At 74.0% G+C, this 24,742-nt stretch carries 20 protein-coding genes, 1 pseudogene and 1 riboswitch; of the genes and pseudogenes, 11 read left to right on the top strand and 10 right to left on the bottom strand.

The window, feature by feature from the left end:
- Positions 1-86: 86 nt before the first annotated feature.
- Both Sm713_RS33180 and Sm713_RS33185 read right to left on the bottom strand, forming a co-directional pair.
- On the bottom strand, positions 87-773 hold the full coding sequence (locus tag Sm713_RS33180) for a DUF5134 domain-containing protein (protein WP_212913656.1): 687 nt from the start codon (positions 771-773) through the stop codon (positions 87-89).
- On the bottom strand, positions 770-2,224 hold the full coding sequence (locus Sm713_RS33185) for a PepSY domain-containing protein (RefSeq protein WP_212913657.1): 1,455 nt from the start codon (positions 2,222-2,224) through the stop codon (positions 770-772). The genes Sm713_RS33180 and Sm713_RS33185 overlap by 4 nt, the downstream gene beginning before the upstream one ends.
- A gap of 265 nt (positions 2,225-2,489) precedes the next feature.
- A riboswitch (cobalamin riboswitch) is annotated at positions 2,490-2,671 on the top strand.
- A gap of 109 nt (positions 2,672-2,780) precedes the next feature.
- On the opposite strand from Sm713_RS33185, the gene Sm713_RS33190 reads away from it, so the two are divergent.
- From Sm713_RS33190 to Sm713_RS33200, 3 genes are read left to right on the top strand one after another with little or no spacing between them, the layout of a single operon-like run.
- Complete coding sequence (locus Sm713_RS33190) at positions 2,781-4,313, top strand: ABC transporter substrate-binding protein (protein WP_212913658.1); 1,533 nt, start codon at positions 2,781-2,783, stop codon at positions 4,311-4,313.
- Between the two features lie 13 nt (positions 4,314-4,326).
- Positions 4,327-5,274: an ABC transporter permease gene (locus Sm713_RS33195; protein ID WP_212913659.1), complete on the top strand. Its 948-nt coding sequence runs from the start codon at positions 4,327-4,329 to the stop codon at positions 5,272-5,274.
- Complete coding sequence (locus tag Sm713_RS33200; protein WP_212913660.1) at positions 5,271-7,847, top strand: ATP-binding cassette domain-containing protein; 2,577 nt, start codon at positions 5,271-5,273, stop codon at positions 7,845-7,847. The genes Sm713_RS33195 and Sm713_RS33200 overlap by 4 nt, the downstream gene beginning before the upstream one ends.
- 96 nt (positions 7,848-7,943) lie before the next feature.
- On the opposite strand, the gene Sm713_RS33205 is transcribed toward Sm713_RS33200, so the two are convergent.
- From Sm713_RS33205 to Sm713_RS33220, 4 genes are all read right to left on the bottom strand, one after another.
- On the bottom strand, positions 7,944-8,918 hold the full coding sequence (locus tag Sm713_RS33205; protein ID WP_212915018.1) for a cytochrome c oxidase assembly protein: 975 nt from the start codon (positions 8,916-8,918) through the stop codon (positions 7,944-7,946).
- A 117-nt stretch (positions 8,919-9,035) separates the two neighbouring features.
- Positions 9,036-9,512, bottom strand: coding sequence for a copper chaperone PCu(A)C (locus Sm713_RS33210; RefSeq protein ID WP_212913661.1), 477 nt, complete (start codon positions 9,510-9,512; stop codon positions 9,036-9,038).
- Positions 9,509-10,165, bottom strand: a complete 657-nt coding sequence (locus Sm713_RS33215; RefSeq protein WP_212913662.1) for an SCO family protein — start codon at positions 10,163-10,165, stop codon at positions 9,509-9,511. The genes Sm713_RS33210 and Sm713_RS33215 overlap by 4 nt, the downstream gene beginning before the upstream one ends.
- Before the next feature lie 444 nt (positions 10,166-10,609).
- Entirely contained in the window at positions 10,610-11,359 is a 750-nt protein-coding gene (locus Sm713_RS33220) for a hypothetical protein (protein WP_212913663.1), read from the bottom strand.
- 316 nt (positions 11,360-11,675) lie between these two features.
- Between Sm713_RS33220 and Sm713_RS33225 the strand changes: the two genes are divergently transcribed.
- From Sm713_RS33225 to Sm713_RS33240, 4 genes are all read left to right on the top strand, one after another.
- Complete coding sequence (locus tag Sm713_RS33225) at positions 11,676-12,269, top strand: site-specific integrase (RefSeq protein WP_249416859.1); 594 nt, start codon at positions 11,676-11,678, stop codon at positions 12,267-12,269.
- A gap of 294 nt (positions 12,270-12,563) precedes the next feature.
- Positions 12,564-13,862, top strand: a complete 1,299-nt coding sequence (pcaC, locus tag Sm713_RS33230) for a 4-carboxymuconolactone decarboxylase (RefSeq protein WP_212913664.1) — start codon at positions 12,564-12,566, stop codon at positions 13,860-13,862.
- A gap of 118 nt (positions 13,863-13,980) precedes the next feature.
- A complete protein-coding gene (locus tag Sm713_RS33235) occupies positions 13,981-14,613 on the top strand; it encodes an MBL fold metallo-hydrolase (protein WP_212913665.1) in 633 nt (210 codons plus the stop codon).
- Positions 14,614-14,721: 108 nt separating this feature from the next.
- Entirely contained in the window at positions 14,722-15,501 is a 780-nt protein-coding gene (locus Sm713_RS33240) for an exodeoxyribonuclease III (RefSeq protein WP_212913666.1), read from the top strand.
- Between the two features lie 32 nt (positions 15,502-15,533).
- Here Sm713_RS33240 and Sm713_RS33245 read toward each other — a convergent pair whose 3' ends face one another.
- Entirely contained in the window at positions 15,534-17,384 is a 1,851-nt protein-coding gene (locus Sm713_RS33245) for an SGNH/GDSL hydrolase family protein (RefSeq protein WP_374196108.1), read from the bottom strand.
- A gap of 304 nt (positions 17,385-17,688) precedes the next feature.
- On the opposite strand from Sm713_RS33245, the gene Sm713_RS33250 reads away from it, so the two are divergent.
- A complete protein-coding gene (locus Sm713_RS33250) occupies positions 17,689-18,129 on the top strand; it encodes a DUF6278 family protein (RefSeq protein WP_212913667.1) in 441 nt (146 codons plus the stop codon).
- Between the two features lie 192 nt (positions 18,130-18,321).
- Here the strand turns inward: Sm713_RS33250 and Sm713_RS40955 are convergent.
- Together Sm713_RS40955 and Sm713_RS33255 are read right to left on the bottom strand one after the other, a co-directional pair.
- A pseudogene (locus tag Sm713_RS40955) lies at positions 18,322-18,524 on the bottom strand (acyl esterase); the annotation flags it as partial.
- Positions 18,525-18,644: 120 nt separating this feature from the next.
- Entirely contained in the window at positions 18,645-19,394 is a 750-nt protein-coding gene (locus Sm713_RS33255; RefSeq protein ID WP_212913668.1) for a hypothetical protein, read from the bottom strand.
- Between the two features lie 275 nt (positions 19,395-19,669).
- Between Sm713_RS33255 and ggt the strand changes: the two genes are divergently transcribed.
- Entirely contained in the window at positions 19,670-21,493 is a 1,824-nt protein-coding gene (ggt, locus tag Sm713_RS33260; protein ID WP_212913669.1) for a gamma-glutamyltransferase, read from the top strand.
- A gap of 494 nt (positions 21,494-21,987) precedes the next feature.
- Here the strand turns inward: ggt and map are convergent, their stop codons facing one another.
- Entirely contained in the window at positions 21,988-22,755 is a 768-nt protein-coding gene (gene map, locus Sm713_RS33265; protein WP_212913670.1) for a type I methionyl aminopeptidase, read from the bottom strand.
- A 51-nt stretch (positions 22,756-22,806) separates the two neighbouring features.
- On the opposite strand from map, the gene Sm713_RS33270 reads away from it, so the two are divergent.
- Both Sm713_RS33270 and Sm713_RS33275 read left to right on the top strand, forming a co-directional pair.
- Positions 22,807-23,094 (top strand): helix-turn-helix domain-containing protein, encoded by a 288-nt coding sequence (locus tag Sm713_RS33270; protein WP_212913671.1) that lies wholly within the window; start codon positions 22,807-22,809, stop codon positions 23,092-23,094.
- Positions 23,095-23,210: 116 nt separating this feature from the next.
- Complete coding sequence (locus tag Sm713_RS33275) at positions 23,211-24,698, top strand: hypothetical protein (protein WP_308293205.1); 1,488 nt, start codon at positions 23,211-23,213, stop codon at positions 24,696-24,698.
- Positions 24,699-24,742 lie beyond the last annotated feature (44 nt).

Below are 24,742 nucleotides of genomic sequence, written 5' to 3' on the forward strand. Positions count from 1 at the left end.
CGCTGCCAGGGTGCCGCGGGGCGTTCCACCCCGCGGCACACGCCTCGGACCAGCAGGAGAAACAGGAGTAACAGGAGAACGAGGAATCAGGCCAGCAGGACGAACATCACGGCCATCCCCAGTGCCATGGCGCCGTGGCAGGCCGCGTCCGCCGCGTCGTGCACACCGGCCGGCACGGGGGCGCCGGGCGCGTCGGGAACCTGTCGCCGGGCCGTGTCGAAGGCCCGCGCCAGCCACCACAGGGCCAGCACCAGCAGGACGGCGGCGAGCACCCAGGCCGCGAGCCGCGCACCGGTGCCGTTGAGCGTCATGGCCCCCGCCCTGGAGGAACCGGACATGTCCATACCCGGCATGCTCGTGCTGTCGCGTGCTCCGCCCGTCCCGGCGGCCGGCATGAGCGTGCCCATGGCGCCGGCCATCCAGGCCATCGCCGCCATCATGACCACGTGCGGGAGCGAGCCGCGCAGGGCGCGCCACCGGCCCCGGGACCCCGGCGCCGCCAGGGCGGCGCCCGCGAACCACGCGGCGGCCAGCGCGAACAGCACGGTCTGCGGGGCGCCGGCGAGGGACATGCCCCACGGCCACACCATCGCCCCCATGGCCAGGGCCATCACCGCGTGCAGCAGATGGCCGACCCTCCCGACCGCGTCCGGCCCGTGCGCGCGGGTGGCGCGGGGTGCGTGGTCTGAGCGCAGCGCACGCCACAGCGCGTACAGAGCCAGCACGGTGAACAGGACGGTCAGGATCCAGCGCAGGCCCGTCGCGGCGATCACCGCGCGACCGCCACGCGGCGGTGGCACACGGCACCCGCCGCGACGTCCACGGCGAGGAACACCAGCAGCGGCAGGCCGAACAGAGGCAGCCAGTAACCGAGGACGGCGGCCCCGACCACCGCGGGGGCCAGCACCCTCCCGCGCAGCCGACGCCACGCGCCGCGGACCGGAGGGCGCCCGAAAGCCCGACCACCGGTCCGCGTGGGTCTGCGCAGCCACCACATGCGGTAGCCCAACAGCACCATGGAGATGAGCGCGACCGCCAGCAGCGCCAGCGCGATCTGGTTGACGGGCCCGAACAGGAGCCCCATATGAGCGTCGATGCCCCACCGGGTGAGCTTCGCAAGAAGCGGGTAGTCGGCGAACCTGAGCGTCGCGATGACCCTGCCCGTGCCCGGATCGACGGCGACGGAGTCCTGCTTCTCGGGCCAGGACCTGGTGTTCTCCTCGACGACGTACGCCGCGCCACGCTCGGTGGGCGGTGTGATGACGAGCAGACCGCTCAGCCCGGCCTCGTGGGCGGACCGGGCCACCGCGTCGATTCCCACGTCACGGGCCGAGCCGCCTCCCGTGCCGGGGCCGGCCGGCCCGGCGGCCACCGCGGGGGTGCCGCCGCCCAGCGCGTCCTGGATCCTGCCGATGTTCGCGCCGGCGTGCGCCGACCACGTCAGACCCGTGGCCGAGAGGCCGAGCAACCCCGCGGACACCCACAGGCCCACGGTGCCGTGCCAGGAGAGGGTGCGGCGGCGGCCCGGCCGTCCGGCGCGCGGCAGCAGCCCGCGGTGCAGGCCCCGCCGCGGGCCGGGTGCGCCGAGCCAGAGAGCGAGCCCGCCGAGCACTTCGACCCACAGCCAGCTCGCGGCGAGCTCGCTGTAGTTCCGCCCGAAGTTCCCGAGGTGCAGGGTGCGGTGAAGGCTGTCGAGCCAGGCGCGGGCCGGCAGCCACTGCCCGTAGGTGCGCAGCGTCCCGAGCACGTGGTGGTCGTACGGATCGACGAAGGCCGTCACGTTGTAGCCGTCCGGCAGGCCGGGCGCGTCGAAGACGACGCGGGTGCTGTCGGTGGGGCCCGGGGGCGGGCTGACCGACACCAGCTTGCCGTCCGGCACGGCCTTGCGTGCAGCCGTGACCTGGTCGGCCAGGGGGTCCGCGGAGCCATGCGGCGTGACGGTCAGCTCGTGGTGGTAGAGGACGGACTCCAGCTGGGGCGTCACCGTGTAGAGCAGTCCCGTGACGGCCGCCACGAGCAGGAACGGGCCGATGACGACGCCGGCGTAGAAGTGCAGCCGGAGCATCACCGGGCGGAGGTCGTTCCAGAAGCCGGGCCGGGCGCTGTCGGGCCCGTCGCCGTTCCGTGCCGGCCGGTCCCCCTCCTGAACGGCCCCTGGCGGAGCCGTGCCCGAGGACGCCCCTGACGTTCCGGTGGTGGCCGGAGCGGTGTGCTGGGTGGTCATGGGGCGGGCCCTCCCTGTGGCGTTGGCGACGACCGCGGATCGCCGGTCTCGTTCAGCAGTCGGTGGCCTGGCCGGCGAGGTTCCCGGCCGCGGTGTGTGAACAGGCCCACGCGGTCGGGATCGGAGTCCCGGGAACCGCACGCCCTTCCCGGCCGACCTCAGAGGTGGGCCGGGGGGCGGCACCGGCGGGTGCCTCTCATGCGCACCGGCGGCAGGGGAGCGCGGCGGGCTCCCCGTTCCTCGCCGGGCCCTCACCGCACGTCGGAGCCTCTGGCACAATGCGAGCCGTACACATGGGCGACGGGAGCCAGGAAGCCGGTGGAAGTCCGGCGCGGTCCCGCCACTGTGACCGGGGAGCGAACCCCACACGCCACGGCCGTGAGGCTGGAAGGCGGGGCGAGCGTGGATCCGGCAGCCAGGAGACTGGCCCGTCGCCTCTTCGGACCGTCCGGGGCGTGGACTCCCCGGGAAGGGGATAGCGATGCGCCCATGGCGCCGGCACCGCTCCACTCCCTGCTCCCGGACCCGGCCGAGAGCAGGGAAGGCTCAGTAAGCGATGACATCGTCATTCGGCCGGCGGCGACTCCTGTACGGCGCCGGAGCGGCAGCGGCCGCCACGACCCTCGCCGCCTGTGGACTGGGCGGCGAGGACGGCGGCCCGGACTCCGGCCGGTCCCGGCTGCGGGCCGCCTTCAGCGCAGGGGGCTCGCAGGAGACCCTGGACCCGCACACCGTGCCCCTGTTCATCGACCAGGCGCGGGCGAAGGCCCTCTACGACAGCGTGCTCACCTACAAGGACGACATGTCCGTGCAGGGCCGGCTCGCCGAGTCATGGGAGAGCGACCGCTCGGGCACCCGCTGGCACATACATCTGCGCGAGGCGCGCTTCCACGACGGCAGACCCGTCACCGCCGCCGACGTGCTGTGGAACTACTGCCGCATCGCCGACCCCGCCACCGTCGCCGTCTCCCAGCAGCTCTTCGCCGCCGTCGACTTCGAGGCGAGCCGTGCCCAGGGCCGCGACCTGACCCTGGTGCTGAAGGACCCCGACTTCGAGTTCCCCACCGCGCTCGGCGCCCCGGGAACCGAGATCGTGCCCGCGGGCACCACCGACTTCACCCGTCCCATCGGCTCCGGCCCCTTCCGCTACGGCTCGTTCCGGCCCGGCGGCAACGCGCTGTTCACCGCGTGGCGCGACCACTGGTCGGGCGGCCCGCACATGGACGAGCTGGAGTTCGTGCCCGTCAACGACGAACGCGCCCGGCTGGGCGCGCTGCTCTCCGGCCAGGTCCACTACGCCCACGACCTGTCCGGGGCCTCCGCGGCGCAGGTGACCCGGCGCAAGGGCGTCAGCCTGCTCCAGACGCGGCTGAGCACCATGCAGGCGATCCTGCTGCGGCTGAACCGCGCGCCGTTCGACGACCACCGGCTCGTCGAGGCGTTCACCCTCGGCCTCGACCGCAAGGCCCTCGTGGAGGTCGCGCTCTCCGGCCGGGGCACGCCCGGCAACGACCTGTTCGGCATGGGCCTGCACGGCTACCCGGACTCCCTGCCACCCCGTCAACGCGATGTGGACCGGGCCCGGGCCCTGCTGAAGGAGGCCGGTGCCGAGGGGCTGGCGGTTCCGCTGGAGACCAGCGACGCCGACCCGTCCTGGCGCAACGCCTCCTCGCTGATCGCGGACCAGCTCAGCGACATCGGCCTGAAGGTGACGCCCCACACGCGCTCGGCCGGCACCTACTTCGGCGAGATCAAGACGAAGGGCGTGGCGGCCCAGAGCCGTACCGCCACCCTCCCCGTCATCACCCACCTGCGGTCCAGGCTGGTCACCGGCGCCTCGGACAACCTCACCGGCTACCGCTCCAAGCCCTTCGACCGGCTGATCGCCCAGGCCACCGGCACCCGGGACGACGCGGTACGCCTCGAACTGCTCGCCCGTGCCCAGCGGCTGGCGCGCGAGGACGACGGACAGCTCGTCTGGGCCTTCAGCGACTGGATCGTCGGCCACGCCGACTCGGTCGGCGGGCTGCGGGCCGCGCCGCCCAACTCCTGCGACTGGGCCCGGTTCGACCGGGCCCGCCTCTCCTGACGCCGGCGGGACGGTGCTCCGCTACACCGTCACGAGGACGGGTCTCGCCGCCGTGCAGTGCGCGGTCGTCCTCGTCGTGGTCTTCGCTCTCACGTCCCTGCTGCCGGGCGACACCGTGGACGCGGTGCTGGGGGAGCAGGGCACCCCTCAGCAGGCGGCGCTGGCCCGCGCCGGACTCGGGCTCGACCGTCCGGCGGCCGAGCGGTTCGTCCACTGGCTGGCGGCGCTCTGCCACGGCGACCTGGGCCGTTCGCTGGTGACGGGCATGCCGGTGACCGAGCAGATCGCCGGCCGGCTGGCGGCGACGGCGGTGCTCGCGGCCACGGCCCTCGCGCTGCTCGTCCCCCTCGCGCTCGGCCTCGGCGTCCTCACGGGCCTGCGCGAGGGGTCGGCGGCCGACCGGGGCCTGAGCGCCGCCGCGATCGCGCTGCACGCCGTGCCCGAATTCGTCCTCGGCCTCCTTCTGACCGCGTGGCTCTCCCTCGACCTGGGCGCGCTTCCCGCCACCGCGGCCGGCCTCATGGGCCTGGACGTGCTGACCCGGCCGGCGGTGTTGATCCTTCCGGTGACGGTGCTGGTCTGCCGCCAGCTCTGCGACCTCGCGCGGCAGGTCCGCATCGGCATCGCGGAGCAGCGCGACGGCCCCGTCGCCACGCACCTGAGACTGCTGGGCGTGCCCGAACGGACGATCCTCCTACGGCACCTGCTTCCGGGCACCCTCGCGCCGGCCGTGCAGCAGTTCGCGCGGTGTGTCGACGGACTCCTCGGTGGAACGGTCGTGGTGGAGTCGCTGTTCGCCGTCGGAGGGCTCGGCACCGGCTTCGTCGACGCCGTCCAGGACCGCGACATGCCGGCCGTCCAGGGATACGCGCTCGTGTTCGCGATCACGGCCGTCGTGGTGAACCTCTGCGCCGACCTCGCCGTGCGGGGCCTGACACCCCGCCGGGAGGGACGGGCATGAGCGGCCGTTACTCCGCCCCGCGTCCCGCCGGGCGCCTCGGCGCCGTCACGGTGGACGTGCTGGTGTGTTTCCTGCTCGGAGCGCCCGTGCTGGCCGCGCTCGCCGGGCCACTGTTCGCCGGCTCCACGGCGCCGGGAGCCGCGCCCTTCCTCCCGCCCGGCACCGGGCATCCGCTGGGCACGGACGTCCTCGGACGCGACGTGCTGGCGCTCGTCCTCACCGGCGGCCGCTCCGTCATCGGCATGACCACGGCCGCCCTCCTGGCCGCCTACGCGGTGGGTCTGCCCCTCGGCCTGTACGCCGCGGGCACCCGCCGCCGCTGGGCCGACGAGGCGGTGATGCGCGGGCTCGACCTGCTGCTCGCCCTTCCCTCCCTGCTCCTGCTGATGAGCCTCGCGGCCGCCGGACGCAGCGACCGGGGCAGCCTGGTCGCCGCGGCGGCGCTGGTCCAACTCCCCGCCGTGACGCGGCTCGTGCGCGCCGCGGCCCTCGCCCCGGGGTGCCGTACGGCGGTGGAGGCGATGCGCCAGCAGGGCGTGCCCCGGCGCCACATCGAGATCCGGTACGTCGCACGCTGCGCGCTCGGGCCCCTGGCCACGGACGCCGGCAGCAGGTACGCGCTGATCCTCTACCTGCTGGCCTCCGCGAACTTCCTCGGGCTCGGCCTGCCGTCCGACGCGAGCGACTGGGCGGTGCTCATCGAGCGGAACACCGACGCGCTCTTCCTCCAGCCGGTTGCCGTCCTCGTACCGGCCGGGCTGCTCACCGCAGTGTGCGTGGGCGCGAACCTCGGCGTGGACCGGCTGCTCGGCAGGAGTCGCGGGCCCGCGTCGGGGCCGCCCCGCGAGACGGTCGGGACGGCCGGGGAGCAGGCCCGCGGAGGTTCCGCCGAAGTGGCCGGGGAGCAGGCCTCCGCTGCTGCCACCGGATCACCCGCCACCACCGGCTCCTCGGCACGGCCGCCTCGTGGCACACCACGGGACCACCACGGCGCCGCGGCCGGCTCCGCCGCTCCCGCCCTGCTCCGCTGCCGGGGGCTGAGCGCGCGCACCACCGCGGGCCACGTGCTCCTGGACCGCGTGGACCTGGACCTCGCTCCCGGCCGCACCCTGGCCCTCATCGGGCCCTCCGGCAGCGGCAAGACGACCCTGGGCCTCGCGGCGCTCGCCCTGACCCGGCAAGGCGTCGAGCTGAGCGGCGAGGCCCGGATCGAGGGCGCTGACCTGCTCTCCCTTCCGGAAGCCCGGCGCCGGCGGATCCGCCGCGGCAGGGTCGCCCACCTCCCGCAGGATCCGGCGTCCGTCCTCGACCCGGTACGGCGGGTAGGAGGCACCCTCCACGAACTCGCGGCCCTGGCAAGCTCATCGGACCCCTCCGACGACCGGCGCAGGCGACGCGGACGCGGCGACCGCCACCGCGATGTGAACGCGGCATTGCACGCCGCCGGACTGCCCCAAGACACTCCGCTGCTGCGCCGCTACCCCCACCAGCTCTCCGGCGGGCAGCAGCAGCGCATGGCCCTCGCCACCACCCTCGTCTCCCGGCCCCGCCTGCTGGTCCTGGACGAGCCGACCAGCGGGCTCGACGCGGACACCGCGGCGGTCCTGACCGGACGCCTGCGCCAGGTGACCGCGGGTGGCACCGCGCTGCTCCTGCTCACCCACGACATGCGGCTGGTGGCAGAGCTCGCGGACGACATATCCGTGCTGGAGCACGGCCGGATCGTCGAGACCGGGCCGGCCCGGACGGTCCTCACCGGGTCGAACCACCCGCTGCTGCGCGAGTACCGCCGCGCGCCGCGCGGCCCCGCCGACGCGGCCGGACCGCGCACCCTAGCGGAACGCGGCATCGAGGTACGCGGCCTCGCGGTGGCGGGCCGGGGTGCGGCGTGTCCCCGGCTCCAGCCGGTCAGCCTCGTCCTTCCGCCCGCCAGCCGCACCGCACTGACCGGAGCCTCCGGTGCGGGCAAGACCACCCTGGGGCGGGCCCTCGCGGGGCTCACCCCCGCCACCGGCGGCGTCGTGCTCCACCGGGGCCGGGAACTGCCGGTCGCGCTGGAGAACCGCAGCCGGGAGCAGCTCAGGGCCGTGCAGTACGTGCACCAGGACAGCAGGGCCTCCTTCGACGAGTTCCGCGACGTGCTGAGCCAGATCGCGGACACCGCGCACCACCTGCGGGGCCGCCCGCGCGACGAGGCGCTCGCCGAGGCCGCCGCCCTGGCCCGGAAGCTCGGCCTGGACCCCGGCGACCTCAGCAGGCGCCCGGGCGCACTCTCCGGAGGTCAACTGCAACGCGCGTCGCTGGCCCGTGCGCTGGCGGCCCGGCCGGCCCTGCTCGTCTGTGACGAGGTGGCCTCGGCCCTCGACGCCGTCACCGCCCGCAGGGTCCTCGCCCATGTGGTGCGTGAGAGCGACCAGCATGGGACGGCGTTGTTGCTGATCACGCACGCCGAGGACGTGGTCGGCCCCTTCGTACGGCGCCGGCTGGTGCTGCGTCACGGGTTGCTGCACGGTGACGAACCCGTCCCCTCGGGCGGCGCCGCGCGGGTGCGGCCTGAGGATCAGGCCACGTAAGCGGCCGGCGCCCCGGCCGGCTGGCACCGCCCCCGCGTCCGCACCGGAGGCGGTGCGCGCCGCCGGGCTGCGGAACGGGGGGCCGTCCGGTCCTTCTCACCGGCTCGTGGCGCGGTCGGCGGCGGCGAGGCGGGCGAGGTAGGCGTTGTAGGCGGCCAGTTCGGCGTCGTCGTCGCGGCGGGCCCGCCTGTCGTGGCGGGTGGCGGTGCGCTGGTCGGCACGGGCCCACTGGACCACCAGCGCCAGCAGGACCAGGAGGGTGGGGACCTCGCTGAACGCCCAGGCGATGCCGCCGGCGGCGTTCTGGTCGGCGAGGACGGATACGTGCCAGCCCGCGGGCGGGTGCTTGAAGAAGCCGACGAGAGGCGTGCCGGCCATCATCACGGCGATGCCGAAGAAGGCGTGGAAGGGCATGCCGACGAACAGCTCCAGCATCCGTATGAGATGGGGCGGGCGTCGCGGGGCCGGGTCCACGCCCATGATGGGCCAGAAGAACAGCAGCCCGGTGGCGAGGAAGTGGGCCAGCATCCACTCGTGGCCCGGCCAGTTGCTCATCGCCCGGTCGAACAGCGGGGTGAAGTACAGCGCGTACAGACTGGCGATGAAGAGGGGCAGGGTGAAGAACGCGGACGAGGCGACCCGGGCGGCCCTGCTGTGCAGCAGCCGGGTCAGCAGTTCGCGGGGCCCGGTGCGACCGTGCCGTGCGGCCGGCAGGGCCCGCAGCGCGAGGGTGACCGGCGCGCCGAGCAGCAGCAGGACCGGCGTGAGCATGGACAGCACCATGTGCTGGACCATGTGGACGCTGAACAGCACCATGCCGTAGCCGCCGGCTTCGGTGCAGGTGACGGCCGCGGCGGTGAGCACGCCGGCCGTCCAGGCGACGGTCCTGCCGGGCGGCCAGGGATCGCCGCGCCGCCGCAGGCGGATCACGGCGGCCGCGTACAGCAGCAGGGCCAGCGCGCACAGCACCGGCTCGATGGGGACCGGTTGAGGGTGCCAGGCCAGCAGGCGGCCGAGGGTGGGCGGGTCCTGGGGCATCCACATGGGCCCGGACATGCCGGACCGGTTCATGCCGTGCATGGACGGCGTGCCGTCGGCGCCGGACACACCGGTGGCGAGGTTCACGGGGCCTCCTTTCCATCCCGGGCCGCTGGGGGTGCCGCGGGGGCACCCCCAGCGGCGGTGGGATCAGTTCGCGGGCTGGTAGGTGGCGGGCTTGACGGGTGCCTTGACGGTGACGGGTGCCGAGGTGGCGAAGGTCAGGTGGAGCGTGACGGTGTCGCCGACGGCGGGCCGGTCCCTCAGGTGCATCAGCATCAGGTGGTTGCCGCCGGTGCGCAGGTGGAGGGTGCCGCCCGCGGGTACGGGCAGCGACTTCACCGTGCGCATGGTGTTGTCGGCCGTGATGTCCAGGGTGACCATCGGTGCGAGGTCGCTGGTGACCCGGGTGAGCCGGTCGTCCGTTCCGCCGGTGTTGCGGACGGTGAAGTAGGCGGTGGCGGTGTCCGCCAGCACAGGCCGGGGCACGTACGCACCCGACACCTCCAGGTGCGGCGCTGCGTCCTCCGCGGCCGCCGGCGAGCTGCCCGAGCAGCCGCTGAGCGCGGCGGCTCCCGCGAGGGCCAGGGCGGCGACGGCCGCGGTCGTTGCGGTACGGCGGCTCATGACGAGGCTCCTCGGAGGATGCGGGGGAGATCGGTGGTGTACGTCCGCATGGACGTGCCGGAGGGGAACATGGCGTGCGCCTTGTTGTCGCCGGGGGAGAAGGCGAGGACCTCGGCGCCGTGGCTGACGGTGACGGTGCCGTCGGCGTGCCGCTCGGGAGGGGGCACGCCGATGCCGACGCTCCTGGCGGCCTTCTGCACGGCGGTGAAGTCGCCGGTGAGTCCGATGAAGCGGGGGTCGAAGGAGGCCAGCCACTTCTTCAGCGCGGCCGGGGTGTCGCGGTCCGGGTCGGTGCTGACGAAGACGACCTGGGGCCGGGCGGTGCCGTGCGGGAGCCGCTGGAGCGCGCCCGCGAGGTCGGCCATCGTGGTGGGACAGACGTCGGGGCAGTGGGTGTAGCCGAAGTAGAGCAGCAGGGGCCGCCCGGCTGTCCGCCGGACCAGGTCGTAGGGCTTGCCGTCCTGGTCGGTGAGGACCAGCCGGGGCTTGGCGAACGGGGTGTCGAACGCGACCGGGCCGGCCGGCGCCGACGCGGACGGCGAGGTCACGACAGCCGGGCGGCCGTCGCCGGGCGAATCGCCTCCGCAGCCCGTCAGCAGCAGTGCCGCTGCGGCGGCGAGACCGGCGGCGGCGAGGTGTCGATGCGTGTGCATGGGAATGAGTCCTTGCGTGCAGGTGCGACGAGGCCCGCGCGGGCGCGGGTGCCATCGCCTGGATCTGGTCGTCTGGCCGGTCCCCTAGGAAGGACCGGCCTCCTGAAGAAGAAGGAGTGGGGCGCCGCCCGTACACGGTCTCCACGCATCGCCGGCGCCGGGTGGCAGCCGTGGCCGCCGCGAAGCCTGCCGGGGCGGCGGAGCACCGGAGGCCGGCACAGGACGGCGCGGGCGCCGGAGCACCGGCGGGGGGAACGACGGTCGGCGCCCGGCGCTCATTGGTCCCCGGACGCGTCGTTGCCCCCCAGCCCGGTGCGGCCGCGGGTGCGCGGGCCGACGTCCCGCGGACGGGCGCAGGGGCGTGCCCTAGCGCCGTCCCGAGCCGGTGGGCACCTGCACGGCGGACCGGGACGGCCGCTGCGTCAGGCGTGGAGGTGAGGTGTTTCAGGCGGGGCAGTGAGCGGCGGGCGGCCCGCGCCGGACCAGATGGTGCCGTACATCGGTCGATCCGGCGTGCCCGGCCTTCTCCGGCGGACGGGCGAGACGCGCGGCGCGGCGTGCCGCGTCGGCGGCACCGGCCAGGCTCGCCGACAGCACCGTGGCGCCCGAGAACAGGCGGGGGAGCGCCACGGCCACGGGCAGCACCGCAAGCGCCCAGACAGCCAGCTCGACCCGCCAGAGCAGCAGACCGAGCGACAGGGCCGCCGCGGCGTGCGCGGCCAGCATGCCGTTCGAGGGAATCAGGCTCATCGCCTGGTGTGGCATGCCGCCGGTGGCTTTGGGCATGCCGGCCGCGGCCGCGGGGTCGACTCCGTGCGCACGCAGCAGGTGGACGGCGCGCGCCGCGCTCGCGCCGTCGGAGGTGGTTCCACCGCACAGCAGCCCGCGCCCCAGCTCTGCTGCCGAGGCGTGCCCTCCGGCCGGCCGCGGTGCGCAGGCGAGGCAGAACAGTACGTGCAGACCGAGTTGCCCGGCGAAGAGCGCGGGCACGATGGTCCGCGGTGAGCGCCGTCCCCCGGCTAGCGGGGCCGCGACGCCCGTGACGGCCAGCCACCCCGCGACCAGCGCCAGGGCCCCGGGCACGTCGGCGCCGGCGAGGCAGTGCCCGAGCGCCGCCAGCGAGACGCAGACCGCGGCGAACACCGCGGCCCGCAGGAATCTCAGCTCGATCGGCGCCCGCGCGGGTGGTTCCATGACGCGCCCATGATGGCACTCTGCCCGAAATGGGGCTACAGGGTGGCCGGCGGGGGAGGCCTGTGTCGGGGACTGGTAACCCGTCTTTCCCGGTTCCGGGATGGTGGGCGAGAGCGGCATGCGGATCACCCCCCTGGGACGGAACCGAGGGGGTGTGGATGGCGGCCGCCGTCAGCCGGGGCACCGCGTGGAGGAGCGCGTGCTCGGCCCCGACGGCGGGGGTACGTGACCATTCCGCGCAGGGCACGTAAGGAGGAACGGAAGAATAAGCGGGAAACGAAGCCCTGGAACGTCCTGGAGGTTCAGACGTTCGTCCGTGGCGTCAGCGGAGAGCGGCTCTACGCTCCGCTTCTGCTGTCCCTCATGGGAACTGCGTCCGGCTGCAGTCTGCGGACTCCGATGGAAGGACCTCGACCTGGACAACGCCACGATTACCATGGCCAACACACGGACGATGATGGGAAATCGGTACGTGGTGGAGAAGGACACCAAGTCTCTGGCCGGCGAACGGGAGCTTCCGCTGCCGGCTCCGGTGCTGGCTGCTCTCAAGTCGTTCAAGGCTCGACAGGCCGAGGAGAAGCTGGCCCTCGGCGAGGCTTATATCGACTCCGGCTACGTCCTGGTGCATGAGACCGGAGGAGCCTTCACGATCAAGCAACTCCGCCGACGCGCGTACCGGCTCATGTCGATCCTCGGCCTCCGTCGAGTCCGTCTCCACGACGCTCGTTCGTCGTGCCTCACGTACCTGGCCAACAAGGGAGTGCCAGATCACATCCTTGCGCGGTGGGCTGGGCACACGAACGTGAAGACCACCAAGAAGTGGTACGTGAAGCCGGATGTCGCGGATCTTCGCGACGCCGCAGCAACCTGGGATGGACTGCACGGGGCTGCAACGGAGGGGCAAGTGTGAGCCCGAGGGTCTACCAGGCGACTCTTGCCTGGGCTCGGGGGTGCCACCACGCGCGATACTGCAATCCGAACCCGGTGCGAGCCGTGACCAAGGAGGAAGCTCTTGGCCGCAGGGATCGGGAGAAGGTGTACCCGGAGCATCCGCTGTCGGCATGGTCACGGCTCACGCTGGGGAACACGGACCTGGACCGTCGAGGGTTCCGGCGACGCCGGGCCCGTCGTAGCGACAGGGGCAAGAGACGTTACCTTCGCACCAGTGATGTGAGATTTCGTGATAGATGAGAGGGTCAGACGGGTGAGCGAGACAGTGCCGAACACCCTGCAATACCGCTTCGACGGGCCACAGGAGGCTCCGATCCTGGTCCTGGGTCCCTCTCTGGGTACCACATGGCACATGTGGGACCGGCAGATCCCGGCTCTGACCGAACAGTGGCGGGTGCTCAGGTTCGACCTGCCCGGCCACGGCGGGGCCCCCGCGCACGCCACCGACTCCGTCGCCGAGCTGGCGGCCCGGTTGCTCGTCACGCTCGACGGGCTCGGCGTCCAGCGCTTCGGCTACGCGGGTTGCGCGCTGGGTGGCGCGGTCGGCGCCGAGCTGGCGCTGCGGCACCCGGACCGGATCGCCTCCCTCGCGCTGATCGCGGCCTCGCCCCGGTTCGGCACGGCGGACGAGTTCCGGCAGCGCGGCGTGATCGTCCGCACCAACGGCCTGGACCCGATCGCCCGGACCGCGCCCGAGAGGTGGTTCACGCCGGGCTTCGCCGCGGCCCAGCCCGCCATCACCGAGTGGGCCGTGCAGATGGTGCGCACCACCGACCCCGGCTGCTACATCGCCGCCTGCGAGGCGCTGGCGACCTTCGACGTGCGCTCCGAACTCGGCCGGATCGAGGTGCCCACCCTGGTGCTCGTCGGCTCCGAGGACCAGGTCACGGGTCCCGCACAGGCCCGCACCCTGGTCGCCGGTATCCCCGACGCCCGGCTCGCCGTGGTGCCCGGCGCGTCCCACCTGGCCCCGGTGGAGGCGCCCGTGGCCGTCACCGACCTGCTGGCGCACCATTTCTCCACCGCGTGGCAGCTCCCCCCGGACATCTCCACCACGGGACAGTTCGCGATTCCGCCGAGCCCGGTGAAGCCCGTGCTCGTCCCGCCCCCGGCCGCCCCCGTTGCCGAAATAGCCCCGCCCCGCGATCCCCAGCCGCAGGTGGCGGACGCGTCCGACGCCCACCAGGCGGGGTCCAAGGTGCGCCGCGAGGTCCTCGGTGACGCGCACGTCGACCGGGCGCTGGCCGAGGCCGACGAGTTCTCCGAGGACTTCCAGAACTTCCTCACCCGCTATGCGTGGGGGGAGATATGGAACAGACCAGGCCTGGACCGCCGCACCCGCAGCTGCGTCACGCTGACCGCGCTCGTGGCGGGCGGCCACGTCGACGAGCTCGCCGTCCACCTCCGCGCGGCCCTGCGCAACGGCCTCACCCCGCTGGAGATCAAGGAAGTCCTCTTGCAGGCCGCCGTGTACTGCGGGATCCCGGCCGCCAACAGCGCGTTCAAGGTGGCGCAGAAGGTGATCCGCGAGGAGACCACCCCGGAGAAGTGATCCGCGGGCGGAGCACCACGGGGGTGGTGTGCGACGGTGAGCACCTCGCGCGGGACACGTCTTTCGTGGCCGACCCCGCACCCGCCCGGCGCGGCGGCGGCATAGCAGGATGGTGCGCATGGATCTCACGAAGAAGTCGCACGCCTGCGTCCGCCTGGAGAAGGACGGCAGGACGCTCGTCATCGACCCGGGCGGCTACAGCGAGGAGGACGCCGCCGTCGGCGCGGACGCCGTGCTGATCACGCACGAGCACCCCGACCACTTCGACGAGGGCCGGCTGCGTGCCGGACTCGACGCCAACCCGGCCGCCGAGGTCTGGACCCTGCGCTCGGTCGCCGACCAGGTCTCCGCGGCCTTCCCCGGCCGGGTGCACACGGTCGGGCACGGGGACGCGTTCACGGCCGCGGGATTCGACGTCCAGGTGCACGGCGAGCTGCACGCGGTGATCCACCCGGACATCCCGCGCATCACGAACGTCGGCTTCCTCGTCGACGAGGCGGTCTTCCACCCCGGCGACGCGCTCACCGTCCCCGGCGCCCCGGTCGACATCCTGCTGCTGCCGGTGCACGCTCCCTGGAACAAGCTCTCCGAGATCGCCGACTACGTGCGCGAGGTGGGCCCGCGGGTCACCTACGACGTGCACGACGCGCTGCTCAGCGACCTGGCACGGCCCACGTACGACCGCCTGCTCGGCTCGCTGGCCGGCGCGGACCACCAGCGCCTCGCCCCCGGAGGCAGCACGCGGCTCTGACGCGCGTGCGGAGGCGCCCGGTCCGGATACGGCTCGGGAGGTACCGGCTCAGGCGGGCCGGATGCGGACCGGGAGGGGCTGTCGTAGGGGCCCGGTAGGTTGGGCTCCATGCGCATCGCCACCTGGAACGTGAATTCGATCACCGCCCGCCTCCCGAGGCTGCTGGCCTGGCTGGAGAGCAGCGGCACCGATGTGCTCTGCCTCCAGGAGGTCAAGACCACCGCCGAGCAGTTCCCGTCGGCCGAGCTGGCGGAGCTGGGCTACGAGTCCGCCGTGCACGCCACCGGCAGGTGGAACGGCGTGGCGGTCGTCTCCCGCGCCGGCCTCGCCGACGTGGTCCGCGGCCTGCCGGGCGACCCCGGGTACGACGGCGTCGAGGAGCCCCGCGCGATCTCCGCGACGTGCGGCCCGGTCCGCGTCTGGTCGGTCTACGTGCCCAACGGCCGCGAGGTGGAGCACCCGCACTACGTCTACAAGCTCCAGTGGTTCGAGGCCCTGCGGGCCGCGATCGCGGGCGACGCCACGGGCGGCCGCCCGTTCGCGGTGATGGGCGACTACAACGTGGCCCCGACCGACGACGACGTCTGGGACCGCGCCGTCTTCGAGGGCTCCACGCACGTCACCCCGGCGGAGCGCGCCGCGCTGACCACCCTCCGCGAGGCGGGCCTGTCCGACGTGGTCCCGCGCCCCCTCAAGTACGACCACCCGTACACGTACTGGGACTACCGCCAGCTCGGCTTCCCCAAGAACCGCGGCATGCGCATCGACCTGGTCTACGGCAACACCCCGTTCGCCAAGGCCGTCACGGACGCCTACGTCGACCGCGAGGAGCGCAAGGGCAAGGGCGCCTCGGACCACGCGCCCGTCGTCGTCGACCTGGAGGTGTAGGAGCCCTTCCCGGCCCGCCCCCGCGCGGCCCCTCAGGGCACCAGCAGCCGGGGGTCCACCGCGTCGGCCAGCGCCGTGTAGCCGGCGTCGGAGGGGTGCAGGTGGTCGCCGCTGTCGTAGGCGGGCAGCAGCCGCGTCGGGTGCTCCGGATCCCGTAGCACCCGGTCGAAGTCGAGGACGGCGTCGAAGCCCCCGTCGCCCGCGCGGAGTGCGCTGTTGACCGCGGTGCGCTCGGCGTCGGCCGCGGCCGTGCACATCCGCTCGCCCTCGCAGGGCGCGATGGTGGCGGCAAGCACCCGAAGTCCGTGGGCGTGCGTCCGGGCCGCGATCTCCCGCAGCCCGGCGAGCACCTGCTCCGCGGTGCCGCCCCAGCGGACGTCGTTCACCCCCTGGAAGACCACGACGGTGCGCACCGACGGCTGCGCCAGCACGTCGCGCTCCAGCCGGTGCAGGGCGCTCACCCCGCCCACGTCGGTGGATACACCGTCGCCCGGATAGCGGTCGGTGACCACGCGGTTCGCCGAGATGCCGGCGTTCAGCACGCCGAGCCGGGGCACCGCCCCCTGTGCCCGCAGGCGGGCGGCGAGCAGGTCGGGCCAGCGGTGGTTGGTGTCCGGGAGGGACTTCTCGCCGTCGGTGATGGAGTCACCGAGCACCACCAGCGAGCCGGGCCCGCCGCTCACCTCCACTCCGGCGAGCAGCGGCCAGGTCGTCAGGGACGAGGTGTACGCGTCGGGGCCGGCATCCGCGGCGTGGTCGCCCGGCCCGCTGACGTAGGACTTCTGGACGGCGAGGCTGTGCAGCGGGAGCGCCGCCACGGTGTCCGGAAGGTGGAAGCTCACCAGGAGGTTGCCGCCCGCAGGTACGGGAAAGCGCAGCGGATCGCTGAACACCTGCGCGCCCGCGGCCAGGACCGTGCCGGCCGCGCCGCCGAACGTCACCGGCACCGGTGCCCCACGGGGCGTGGCACCCGCCGCCTGCACGGCGACGGTCGCGCTCGCCACCCGCACCGGCGAGGCCGCGAAGGTGTTGTCGAAGCGCAGCCGCACCCGCGGCCCGCCCGCCGAGGTGTGCACCACCAACCGCAGCGTGCGGTCCGTCCAGGGCCCCACGGCCGGCAGCCCCGAGGTGGCCGCCGACCAACTGCCCGTCCAGCCGGTGCCGGGCTCCCGCACGGAGGCGGCGAAGACGTGCAGGTCCGGGCCGTTGTCGCGGGGCAGCACCACGGAGGCCACGGTGCGCCGGCGGTCGATCGGCACCAGCACCGGGTACAGCTTCGCCGGGCCGGCCAGCGGGCCCGCGGGGGTGTGCACGCGGGGGAGCGCCACCGCCTTGGTGGCGAGCGGTCCGGTGCGCCAGTCGGGTGCGGCCAGCTCGAACGAGCCGCGGGAGCCGTCGCGGTAGCGGACCTCTCCGGTGCCGCCTGCCGTCCCGGTGCCCGCCGCGCCGCCCGTGTCCGGCTCCGTGCCCGCCACCAGGAAGGCGAGGGCGTCGCCCCGGCCGGCCAGCAGGACCCGCTGGCCGTCGGCGACCACGTTGTCCGGCTCGCCGGGCGCGCGGCGCGGCCAGGTGAGCCGGGCCCGGTCCAGGGTGAGGTGCACGCCGGGTGTCCAGCCCGCGGCGGCCAGGTCCTCCGCCGGCAGCGAGCGTCCGGCACCGTCGAAGTCGGCCGCGTCCGGGTGGCCGGCGTCGCTGACCGCACGGTTGTCGAAGAGCCGCTCCAGCGGCACCGGCCGGCCCTGGGCGCCGCCGCCCATCGCACCGCCGCCCACCGCACCGTCCCGGGCGGCTGCGGGCCCCGCCGCGAGCAGCAGCGGCAGCACCAGCACGAGCGGGACGGACAACGCGAACAAGGCTGCCGGACCCGCGACATGTCGGCGCACCACCGACTCCTCCCGTTCGACCCGAGACGTTCGACCCCGAGATGTCCGACCCGGGATGACAGTGCGCCGCGCGGCACCGGCGGATGTCCGTGGCCTGCGCCCGATACGGCCCGCACCGAGCGTACGGCGCGGGGGCCGCGCCGGGAACGGGAAAGGCGCGAGTGGCCCTCCTGGGGCCCGCCCATCACATCCCCACGGCCTGCCCACCGCGTCCGCATGCCGCCCGGCCTTCCTCACACCCGGTCACACCTCCACGCGCGCGCCTGGTGGTGTACGCACGCGTGCGGATGCCACGCTGGGTCATATGAACATCCCTTTCCTGGGCAAGTGGCGCTTGGGTCGGCCCACGAACGGGGGCGAAGGGCTCGCGGCCGCGTTCGAGAACGATCCCGATGCGGTGACCGGCCTGTTCTCCGAGTGCGAGCTGCTCCGCTCGCAGGCGGCCGCGGCGGGTCTGGAGCTCGACGACTCCGCCGCCTCCCTTGACGCGCTCGACCAGCTGCTGCCGCGCTGGCGGGACGACCCCGAGCTGGCGCCCTGGCTCGGCAACGACGCGGGGCTGTATCTCGGCACCGTCATCGTCCGCCACGTCCCCGGCGCCGCCTGGCACGTGTGGCCCGCCGGGCAGGCCGTGGTCAGGCTGCCCTCCGGACGGGAGATCCACGTGGTGGAGGAGGGGCTCGACTGGGCGGTCAGCGGCAGCCCGGAGCTCTACCGGATCTACGCGGAGGCGTCGGAGGACTGAGCGCCCCGATTCCGGGCGTGGACGGGCCCTGACGCCGGTAGTACCGGCAAAGCAGACAAAAGAGAACAAATACGGTTAATGATCGTCAGCGCGTGTCCGCCGATAAGTGCCCTGACGGGACGGATAGTTTGCGGGGGCCGATACAGCGGAAAGGCGGGTGGGGCCGGGCATGGCCGGCGGGGCAGCCGGAGATCACTCTTCGCAGAGCAGGACCGACCCTTGGGACGGACGGCCGGCGCGAGGAGAAGGTCAGCTGCGCACCGGACGGGCTGTGCTCGCTCGCAGGGCGGGGCGACCGTGTCGACGAAAGGGACGAGACGGTGCTCGGCCGGTACGTCGTAGGCCTTGGAGAACAGCTCCAGGTCCACTCCGGACGGCGTGCCCGGCGTCTGCCCGCACGACCGCGTTCGGCACGGGTCGCACCTGCCCGCCGGGGCAGGGCGGCACCCCCGTGGCCGGGTGACCGGACGGGGCGCCGTCCCCTCGGCGTGCGGGGCGTTGCGGGTCGTGGTCCGTCAGGACGCACGGTGGGACTTGCGCGGTGCGGGCACCTCGGTCTGCGCCGTGCGGGTGACGTCCGCGACTAGCTCGACGACGTCCGGTCCGTAGGCGGAGGAGTTGACGACCTTCAGCAGCAGGACGAAGGAGCCCGTGCCGTACTTGCGCGCCAGGCGCTCGTGGTTGCGGGCGAGGTAGCGCGTGGCCGCCTGGTTGGTGGTGGCCCGCTGCCCGCAGAACAGGAACACCGGCCGGGTGGTGTGCCCCTGGTCCGCGGTGAGCCGGGCCAGCAGCGCGTACTCGGACTTGCCCGACTCGATCCGGTACCGCTCGTTGCCGATCTGGAAGGACCCGCGGTCCGCCGCCGGTTCGGGGTCGGTGGCGACCCGTATGCCGGGCAGCATGGACGCCAGATGCGCGGCCACCCGCCGGTTGGACGCCGGGCCGCCGATGCAGAACTCGGTGCGGTCGCCGAAGCTCTGCTGGACCGCGTCGTGGGCGACGACCTGCGGGTGGGCGCCACAGTCCTTGATCAGCGGGGACAGTTCCAGCAGCGCGAAGACGTCGTGCCGTGTCACGGTCAGCTCGGGGCTGCCGGCCTCGCGGCCCACCACCAGCAGCGACTCCGCGTTCGCGGGTAGCCCGAAGAAGGCCTGCCTGCGGTGGAGTTTCCGCTTCCACAGGTAGGTGCGGGCCAGCCAGCCGAGGGCGGCGCAGAGGGCCGCCGCCACCACACCCAGGACGATGTTGCGCAGGTCGTCGTTCATGGCCGCGCATGCTAGCGCCCCGACAGGCAACGTTCACCCCGTCGCGACGCCCGGCACGCACTCTCGCCGCGCCGGCCGAAAGCCCAAGTGCATCCAGTACGACGGCTTCCGGCCGGCACGCCGAGAGCACGCACCGAACGCCGCTTCTCCACGGGCAAACGTTGCCTGCCGGGGCACTAGCGGTCGCAGGTAACGGCGTTCGGTGTTCGAGGGCTCCTGGCATGAGCATGGGCAGAGGGTTACGCTGCGCGCACTGTTGCCCTGTGGAGGTGTGTATGCGTCGCCCGGTTGCACGGAATCTTTCGATCCTGACTGCTCTGGCTGCTGCCTTTGCCGTCGGGGCCGCCGCGCCACCACCGTCCTCAGCACCTCCGTCGAGCCCCGCGGCGTCCGCGGCAACGGCCAAGCAACCGGTCGCCGTCGGCTACGGCGGCGCGGTCTCCAGCGTGGACGCGGACGCCACCGCGGCCGGCATCGAGATCCTGCGCAAGGGCGGCAACGCGGTCGACGCCGCGGTCGCGACCGCCGCCGCCCTCGGCGTCACCGAGCCCTACTCGGCCGGCATCGGCGGGGGCGGCTACTTCGTGTACTACGACGCGCGCACCCACCGCGTGCAGACCATCGACGGCCGGGAGACCGCGCCGCGCACCGCCGACAAGGGACTCTTCCTGGAGGACGGCAAGCCGCTGCCGTTCGCCGACGCGGTCACCAGCGGCCTGAGCATCGGCACTCCGGGCACCGCCGCGACCTGGCAGACGGCGCTCGACCGGTGGGGCACCAGGAACCTGGGCAGCGTGCTGAAGCCGGGCGAGCGCCTCGCCAGGGACGGCTTCACCGTCGACCAGACCTTCCGCACCCAGACCGAGGGCAACGAGGACCGCTTCAAGGACTTCCCCGCCACCGCGGGGCTCTTCCTGCCCGGCGGCCAACTCCCCGCGGTCGGCAGCACCCTCAAGAACCCCGACCTCGCCCGCACCTACGAGGAGCTGGGCCGCAAGGGCACCGGCCTCCTCTACGACGGCGACCTGGGCAGGGACATCGTCCGGGCGGTGAACAAGCCGCCGGTCGACCCGGCCTCCGACCGGGTGGTGCGCTCCGGCGACCTGTCCGTGCGTGACCTCGCGGACTACCGCGCCAAGGTGCAGGCACCCACCGAGACCGGCTACCGGGGACTCGACGTCTACTCGATCGCGCCCTCGTCCTCGGGCGGCACCACCGTCGGCGAAGCGCTCAACATCCTTGAGGACACCGACCTCTCCAAGCTGTCCGAGACGCAGTACCTGCACCACTACATCGAGGCCAGCCGGATCGCGTTCGCGGACCGCGGGCGCTGGGTGGGCGACCCCGCCGTCGAGGACGTACCCACCAAGCAACTGCTCTCGCAGCGGTTCGCCGACTCGCGCGCCTGCCTCATCAAGGACGACGCGGTGCTCACCAGCCCCCTGGCGCCCGGTGACCCGCGCCACCCGGCGGACTGCGCGAACGGGGGCAAGGCCGCCCCGACCGGCTACGAGGGACAGAACACCACCCACCTGACGGTGGCCGACAAGTGGGGCAACGTCGTCTCCTACACGCTGACGATAGAGCAGACCGGCGGCAGTGCCATCGCGGTGCCCGGCCGGGGGTTCCTGCTCAACAACGAGCTGACCGACTTCGACTTCGCCCCGGCGAACCCCGCGGTGCCCGACCCCAACCTGCCCGGCCCCGGCAAGCGCCCGCGCTCGTCGATCTCCCCGACCATCGTGCTCGACCGGCACCACCGGCCCGTGGTCGCGCTCGGCTCGCCGGGCGGCGCCACCATCGTCACGACCGTGCTGCAAACCCTGATCGGGTTCCTCGACCGGGGCCTGCCGCTGGACGACGCGATCGCCGCGCCGCGGGCCAGCCAGCGCAACGCCGCCACCACCGAGTTGGAGCCCGGTCTGTGGAACAGCCCGGAGCGGGCGGCGCTGGAGGCGCTCGGGCACAAGTTCACCCAGAATCCGGAGATAGGTGCCGCTACGGGGGTGCAGCGGCTGGCAGACGGGCGGTGGCTTGCCGCCGCCGAACCGACTCGCCGGGGCGGCGGGGCTGCGGCGGTGGTCTTGCCGGCACCCTGACCTCGCCGGGTCGTCGCGGTTCCTCACGGGGCGCGGAGGTCTGTGCGCGCACGCCGCCTGGTGCCCGGTGGGTGTTCCGGTCGGCTTCCGGCCACTTGCCGCTGGGGGGTGTTCGCGCAGTTCCCCCGCGCCCCTTTTTGGCGGGGCTGCGCCCCGATCGCCGTTCGGGCGGGGTGGTTGCGGCTGTGTCCTGACCATCTGCCGGTGGGGGTTGCTCGCGCAGTTCCCCGCGTCCCTACAGGGCGGGGCTGCGCCCCGATGAGGGGCGCGGGGAACCGTGCTGACCAGCCACGACGCAACCGTCGAGTCGCCACCGGGCCGAAGGGGCAGTCTCTGCCGTGTCCGAACCGCCGCCCGCGCCCCCTGAGTGGGCTGGGGCGCAGCCCCGTCCTCTGAGGGGTGCGGGGAACTGCGCGAGCAACCACGATGTGCCGTCAGGTCGCGGCCCTCGTAGAGGGGCAGATGCGGTCGATGCCGGCCGTGGGCCGGATCGCTTACAGCGCCGTCAGGATGCGCGGGCCCGCCTCCGTGATGGCCACCGTGTGCTCCGCGTGGGCCGCTCGGGAACCGTCGTCCGTGACGAGGGTCCAGCCGTCCGGGGCGGGGTGGTAGCCGTCGCGGCCGCTCGCGATCAGCATGGGCTCTATCGCCAGGACCATGCCCTCGCGGAGCGGGAAGCCGCGGCCGGGCCTGCCCTCGTTCGGGACGTCCGGGTCCTCGTGCATCCGGCGGCCGACGCCGTGGCCGCCGAAGCCGTGCGGCACGCCGTAGCCGGCGGCGCGGCAGACCGTGCCGACGGCGTGCGAGATGTCGCCGATGCGGTTGCCCACCACCGCCGCCGCGATGCCCGCCTCCAGGGCGCGCTCGGCCGTCCGGATGAGCCGCTCGTCCGCGGGGCGCGGGCTGCCCACGATCATGCTCACCGCCGAGTCGCCGACCCAGCCGTCCAACTCCGCGCCGAAGTCCGCCGAGAGCAGGTCGCCGTCGCGCAGCCGGTAGTCCGTCGGGATGCCGTGCACGATCGCGTCGTTGACGGACGTGCACAGGACCGCCGGGTACGCCGTGGGCGCGAAGCTCGGGCGGTAGCCCAGGAAGGGGGACGTGGCGCCCGCGGCGCGCAGCACGTCGTGCGCGATCGTGTCGAGCTCCAACAGGGAGACGCCCACCGCCGCCGACTCCCGTACCGCCGTCAGGGCCTGGGCGACGACCCGGCCGGCCTCGCGCATCGCGTCGATGGACGCGGCTGTCTTCAGTTCCACCATGCCAATTACTATACCGGTATTGAAATGGGGTGCTGCGGCTACACTGCCCCCATGGTGCGAACCCCCCTGACCCCCGAGGAGCGCGAGCGCGGCGAGCGTCTCGGCCGGCTGCTGCGTGCCGCACGCGGTGAGCGCAGCATGGTGGAGGTCGCCGCCCGTGCGGGGATCTCCGCGGAGACCCTGCGCAAGATCGAGACCGGCCGCGCCCCCACGCCCGCCTTCTTCACCATCGCCGCCCTCACCGCGGTGCTCGGGCTGTCGATGGACGAGCTGGCGGCCCGCTGCGCCCTGGTGCCTGAGCCACTTTCCCTGCCCTTGCCCGTGCGCATGGCCGGATAGTCGTTTCCGCGCATTCACGTCGGTGTCGGAGCCCTGGCCGAAAGACGCGCGTAGCGTGTTCGTAACATGAGGGGTGTTGGCTACCCCTGCCTTTGGGTTCGTCGACGGAGGCGGTCGTGACGTCTGTGGATCGACTCCCGCATCAGGTGAGGGAGTTCGCCGCCTACCTGGACACGTTGCTGTCGTACCTCGACCAGCGCTCCGGGTGGTGCGCGGTTTTCTGGGGCCGGGACCCGGAGGGGATGCAGGTCTGCCTCGACGGGCATGAGGTGCCGCCCTGGGACGTGGTGGAGGCCCTGCTCCAGGACCTCGCCGCGAGCCGCGGCGCCGAGTTCGCCGCGCAGCAGACGGCGCATGCGCGGGCGCTGCACACCGCCTCGATCGCCGCCCACGACGCGCTGCCCGGCGGCCGCGACCGCCTCGGCGACCGGCTCGACATGATGCTCGACGAGCAGCGCCGCGCCGGCGCGCGCGGCGCCGACCTCACCCAGCGGCTCCGGGACGCGGACCTCAACGGTGCCGAAGCGCTCCGGCGCGAGCTGGCCTGGACCCTGGACGACCAGGCACGCGCCAGCGCACGCTGCACGGAACTCCGCGCCCGCATCGCACGCCTGGACGCCCCCGGCGGCATGGGGGAGGACGGGGTGTCCGGCCCCCCGGGACCGCATGGGCGGAGGGTGGAGACGGACCGGGGAGGTCCCGCGGGCGAGGCGGATTACGGTGGCCCTGGGGGCATGGCTTCCGGTGGTCCCGGTGGTCCCGGTGGTCCCGGTGGTCCCGGTGGTCCCGGTGGTCCCGGTGGTCCCGGGGGCGCGGCGGGTGCCGCGGGCCCTCCACGCGCCGCTGCCGCAGCGCCCCCGCTCCGGGAGCGGCCGCGTGGCGCGCGGTTCGCCGGCAGCCCCGAGGACGACACGGACGCCGGGCGGCCGGCCGGGGTGCCCACGGTGGAGCCGCCGGCGGCTGGGGCGCCCCGTGGCGCCAGGTTCGCGGGCAGCCCGCAGCCGGCGCCCCAGGCGGCGCCTCGGCCCGCGCCGCAGCCCGCGTCCCGGCCCGCGCCGGGTGCCGCTGCCGAGAGCCAGGAGGAGCGGGAGGTCGCCGAGACCGTCGCCGCGCTCCACCGGCTGCGTGCCGAGGGCCGGGGCGGCGAGGCCCACATGGTGCTGGTCGACCTGGCCTTCTGGCCGGTCGGGCGGTTTCCGCTGCTCGCCCGGGAGCTGGGCCGCGCCGGGCTCACGGCCGACTGGTCCACCCTGCTCTGGGAGGCAGCCTCGCTGCCCATCGGCCGCCTGGTCGCCCTCGCCGACACGCTCATCGCGGGCGGCCTCGCCGACGACGGCGGCAGCCTGCTGCGGCAGGGCGTGACACGCTCGCCCGGCGAGGTCGGCGACGCCATGCTCGCGCTGCTCGACGAGGGGCGCGACCGTGAGGCCCGTGCGCTGCTCGACGCCTGTGTCCGGGTGCGGAGCCCGGAGGATGCGGCGCGGTGCGCCCAAGGTGCCCCGGGCCGCTTGGTTCCGCTCCTGTCGAAGGCCGCGGAGGCGGTCTCGGACGCCTGCCACCGCGACCTGGTGCACGCTCTCCGCGTGGCGGGCCTCACGGGTTGACCCGCGCCCCTTGATCAGGGCGAGGCGCCGTCCTGAAGGGGCGC

The sequence above is a fragment of the Streptomyces sp. TS71-3 genome (assembly GCF_018327685.1).
In the GTDB taxonomy this organism is placed as follows: Bacteria; Actinomycetota; Actinomycetes; order Streptomycetales; family Streptomycetaceae; genus Streptomyces.

Coding starts and splice junctions, on each gene's coding strand:
- Sm713_RS33185 (WP_212913657.1), bottom strand. CDS start 2,224: ATGACCACCCAGCACACCGCTCCGGCCACCACCGGAACGTCAGGGGCG.
- Sm713_RS33190 (WP_212913658.1), top strand. CDS start 2,781: ATGACATCGTCATTCGGCCGGCGGCGACTCCTGTACGGCGCCGGAGCG.
- Sm713_RS33200 (WP_212913660.1), top strand. CDS start 5,271: ATGAGCGGCCGTTACTCCGCCCCGCGTCCCGCCGGGCGCCTCGGCGCC.
- Sm713_RS33205 (WP_212915018.1), bottom strand. CDS start 8,918: ATGAACCGGTCCGGCATGTCCGGGCCCATGTGGATGCCCCAGGACCCG.
- Sm713_RS33210 (WP_212913661.1), bottom strand. CDS start 9,512: ATGAGCCGCCGTACCGCAACGACCGCGGCCGTCGCCGCCCTGGCCCTC.
- Sm713_RS33215 (WP_212913662.1), bottom strand. CDS start 10,165: ATGCACACGCATCGACACCTCGCCGCCGCCGGTCTCGCCGCCGCAGCG.
- Sm713_RS33220 (WP_212913663.1), bottom strand. CDS start 11,359: ATGGAACCACCCGCGCGGGCGCCGATCGAGCTGAGATTCCTGCGGGCC.
- Sm713_RS33235 (WP_212913665.1), top strand. CDS start 13,981: ATGGATCTCACGAAGAAGTCGCACGCCTGCGTCCGCCTGGAGAAGGAC.
- Sm713_RS33240 (WP_212913666.1), top strand. CDS start 14,722: ATGCGCATCGCCACCTGGAACGTGAATTCGATCACCGCCCGCCTCCCG.
- Sm713_RS33250 (WP_212913667.1), top strand. CDS start 17,689: ATGAACATCCCTTTCCTGGGCAAGTGGCGCTTGGGTCGGCCCACGAAC.
- Sm713_RS33255 (WP_212913668.1), bottom strand. CDS start 19,394: ATGAACGACGACCTGCGCAACATCGTCCTGGGTGTGGTGGCGGCGGCC.
- ggt (WP_212913669.1), top strand. CDS start 19,670: ATGCGTCGCCCGGTTGCACGGAATCTTTCGATCCTGACTGCTCTGGCT.
- map (WP_212913670.1), bottom strand. CDS start 22,755: ATGGTGGAACTGAAGACAGCCGCGTCCATCGACGCGATGCGCGAGGCC.
- Sm713_RS33270 (WP_212913671.1), top strand. CDS start 22,807: ATGGTGCGAACCCCCCTGACCCCCGAGGAGCGCGAGCGCGGCGAGCGT.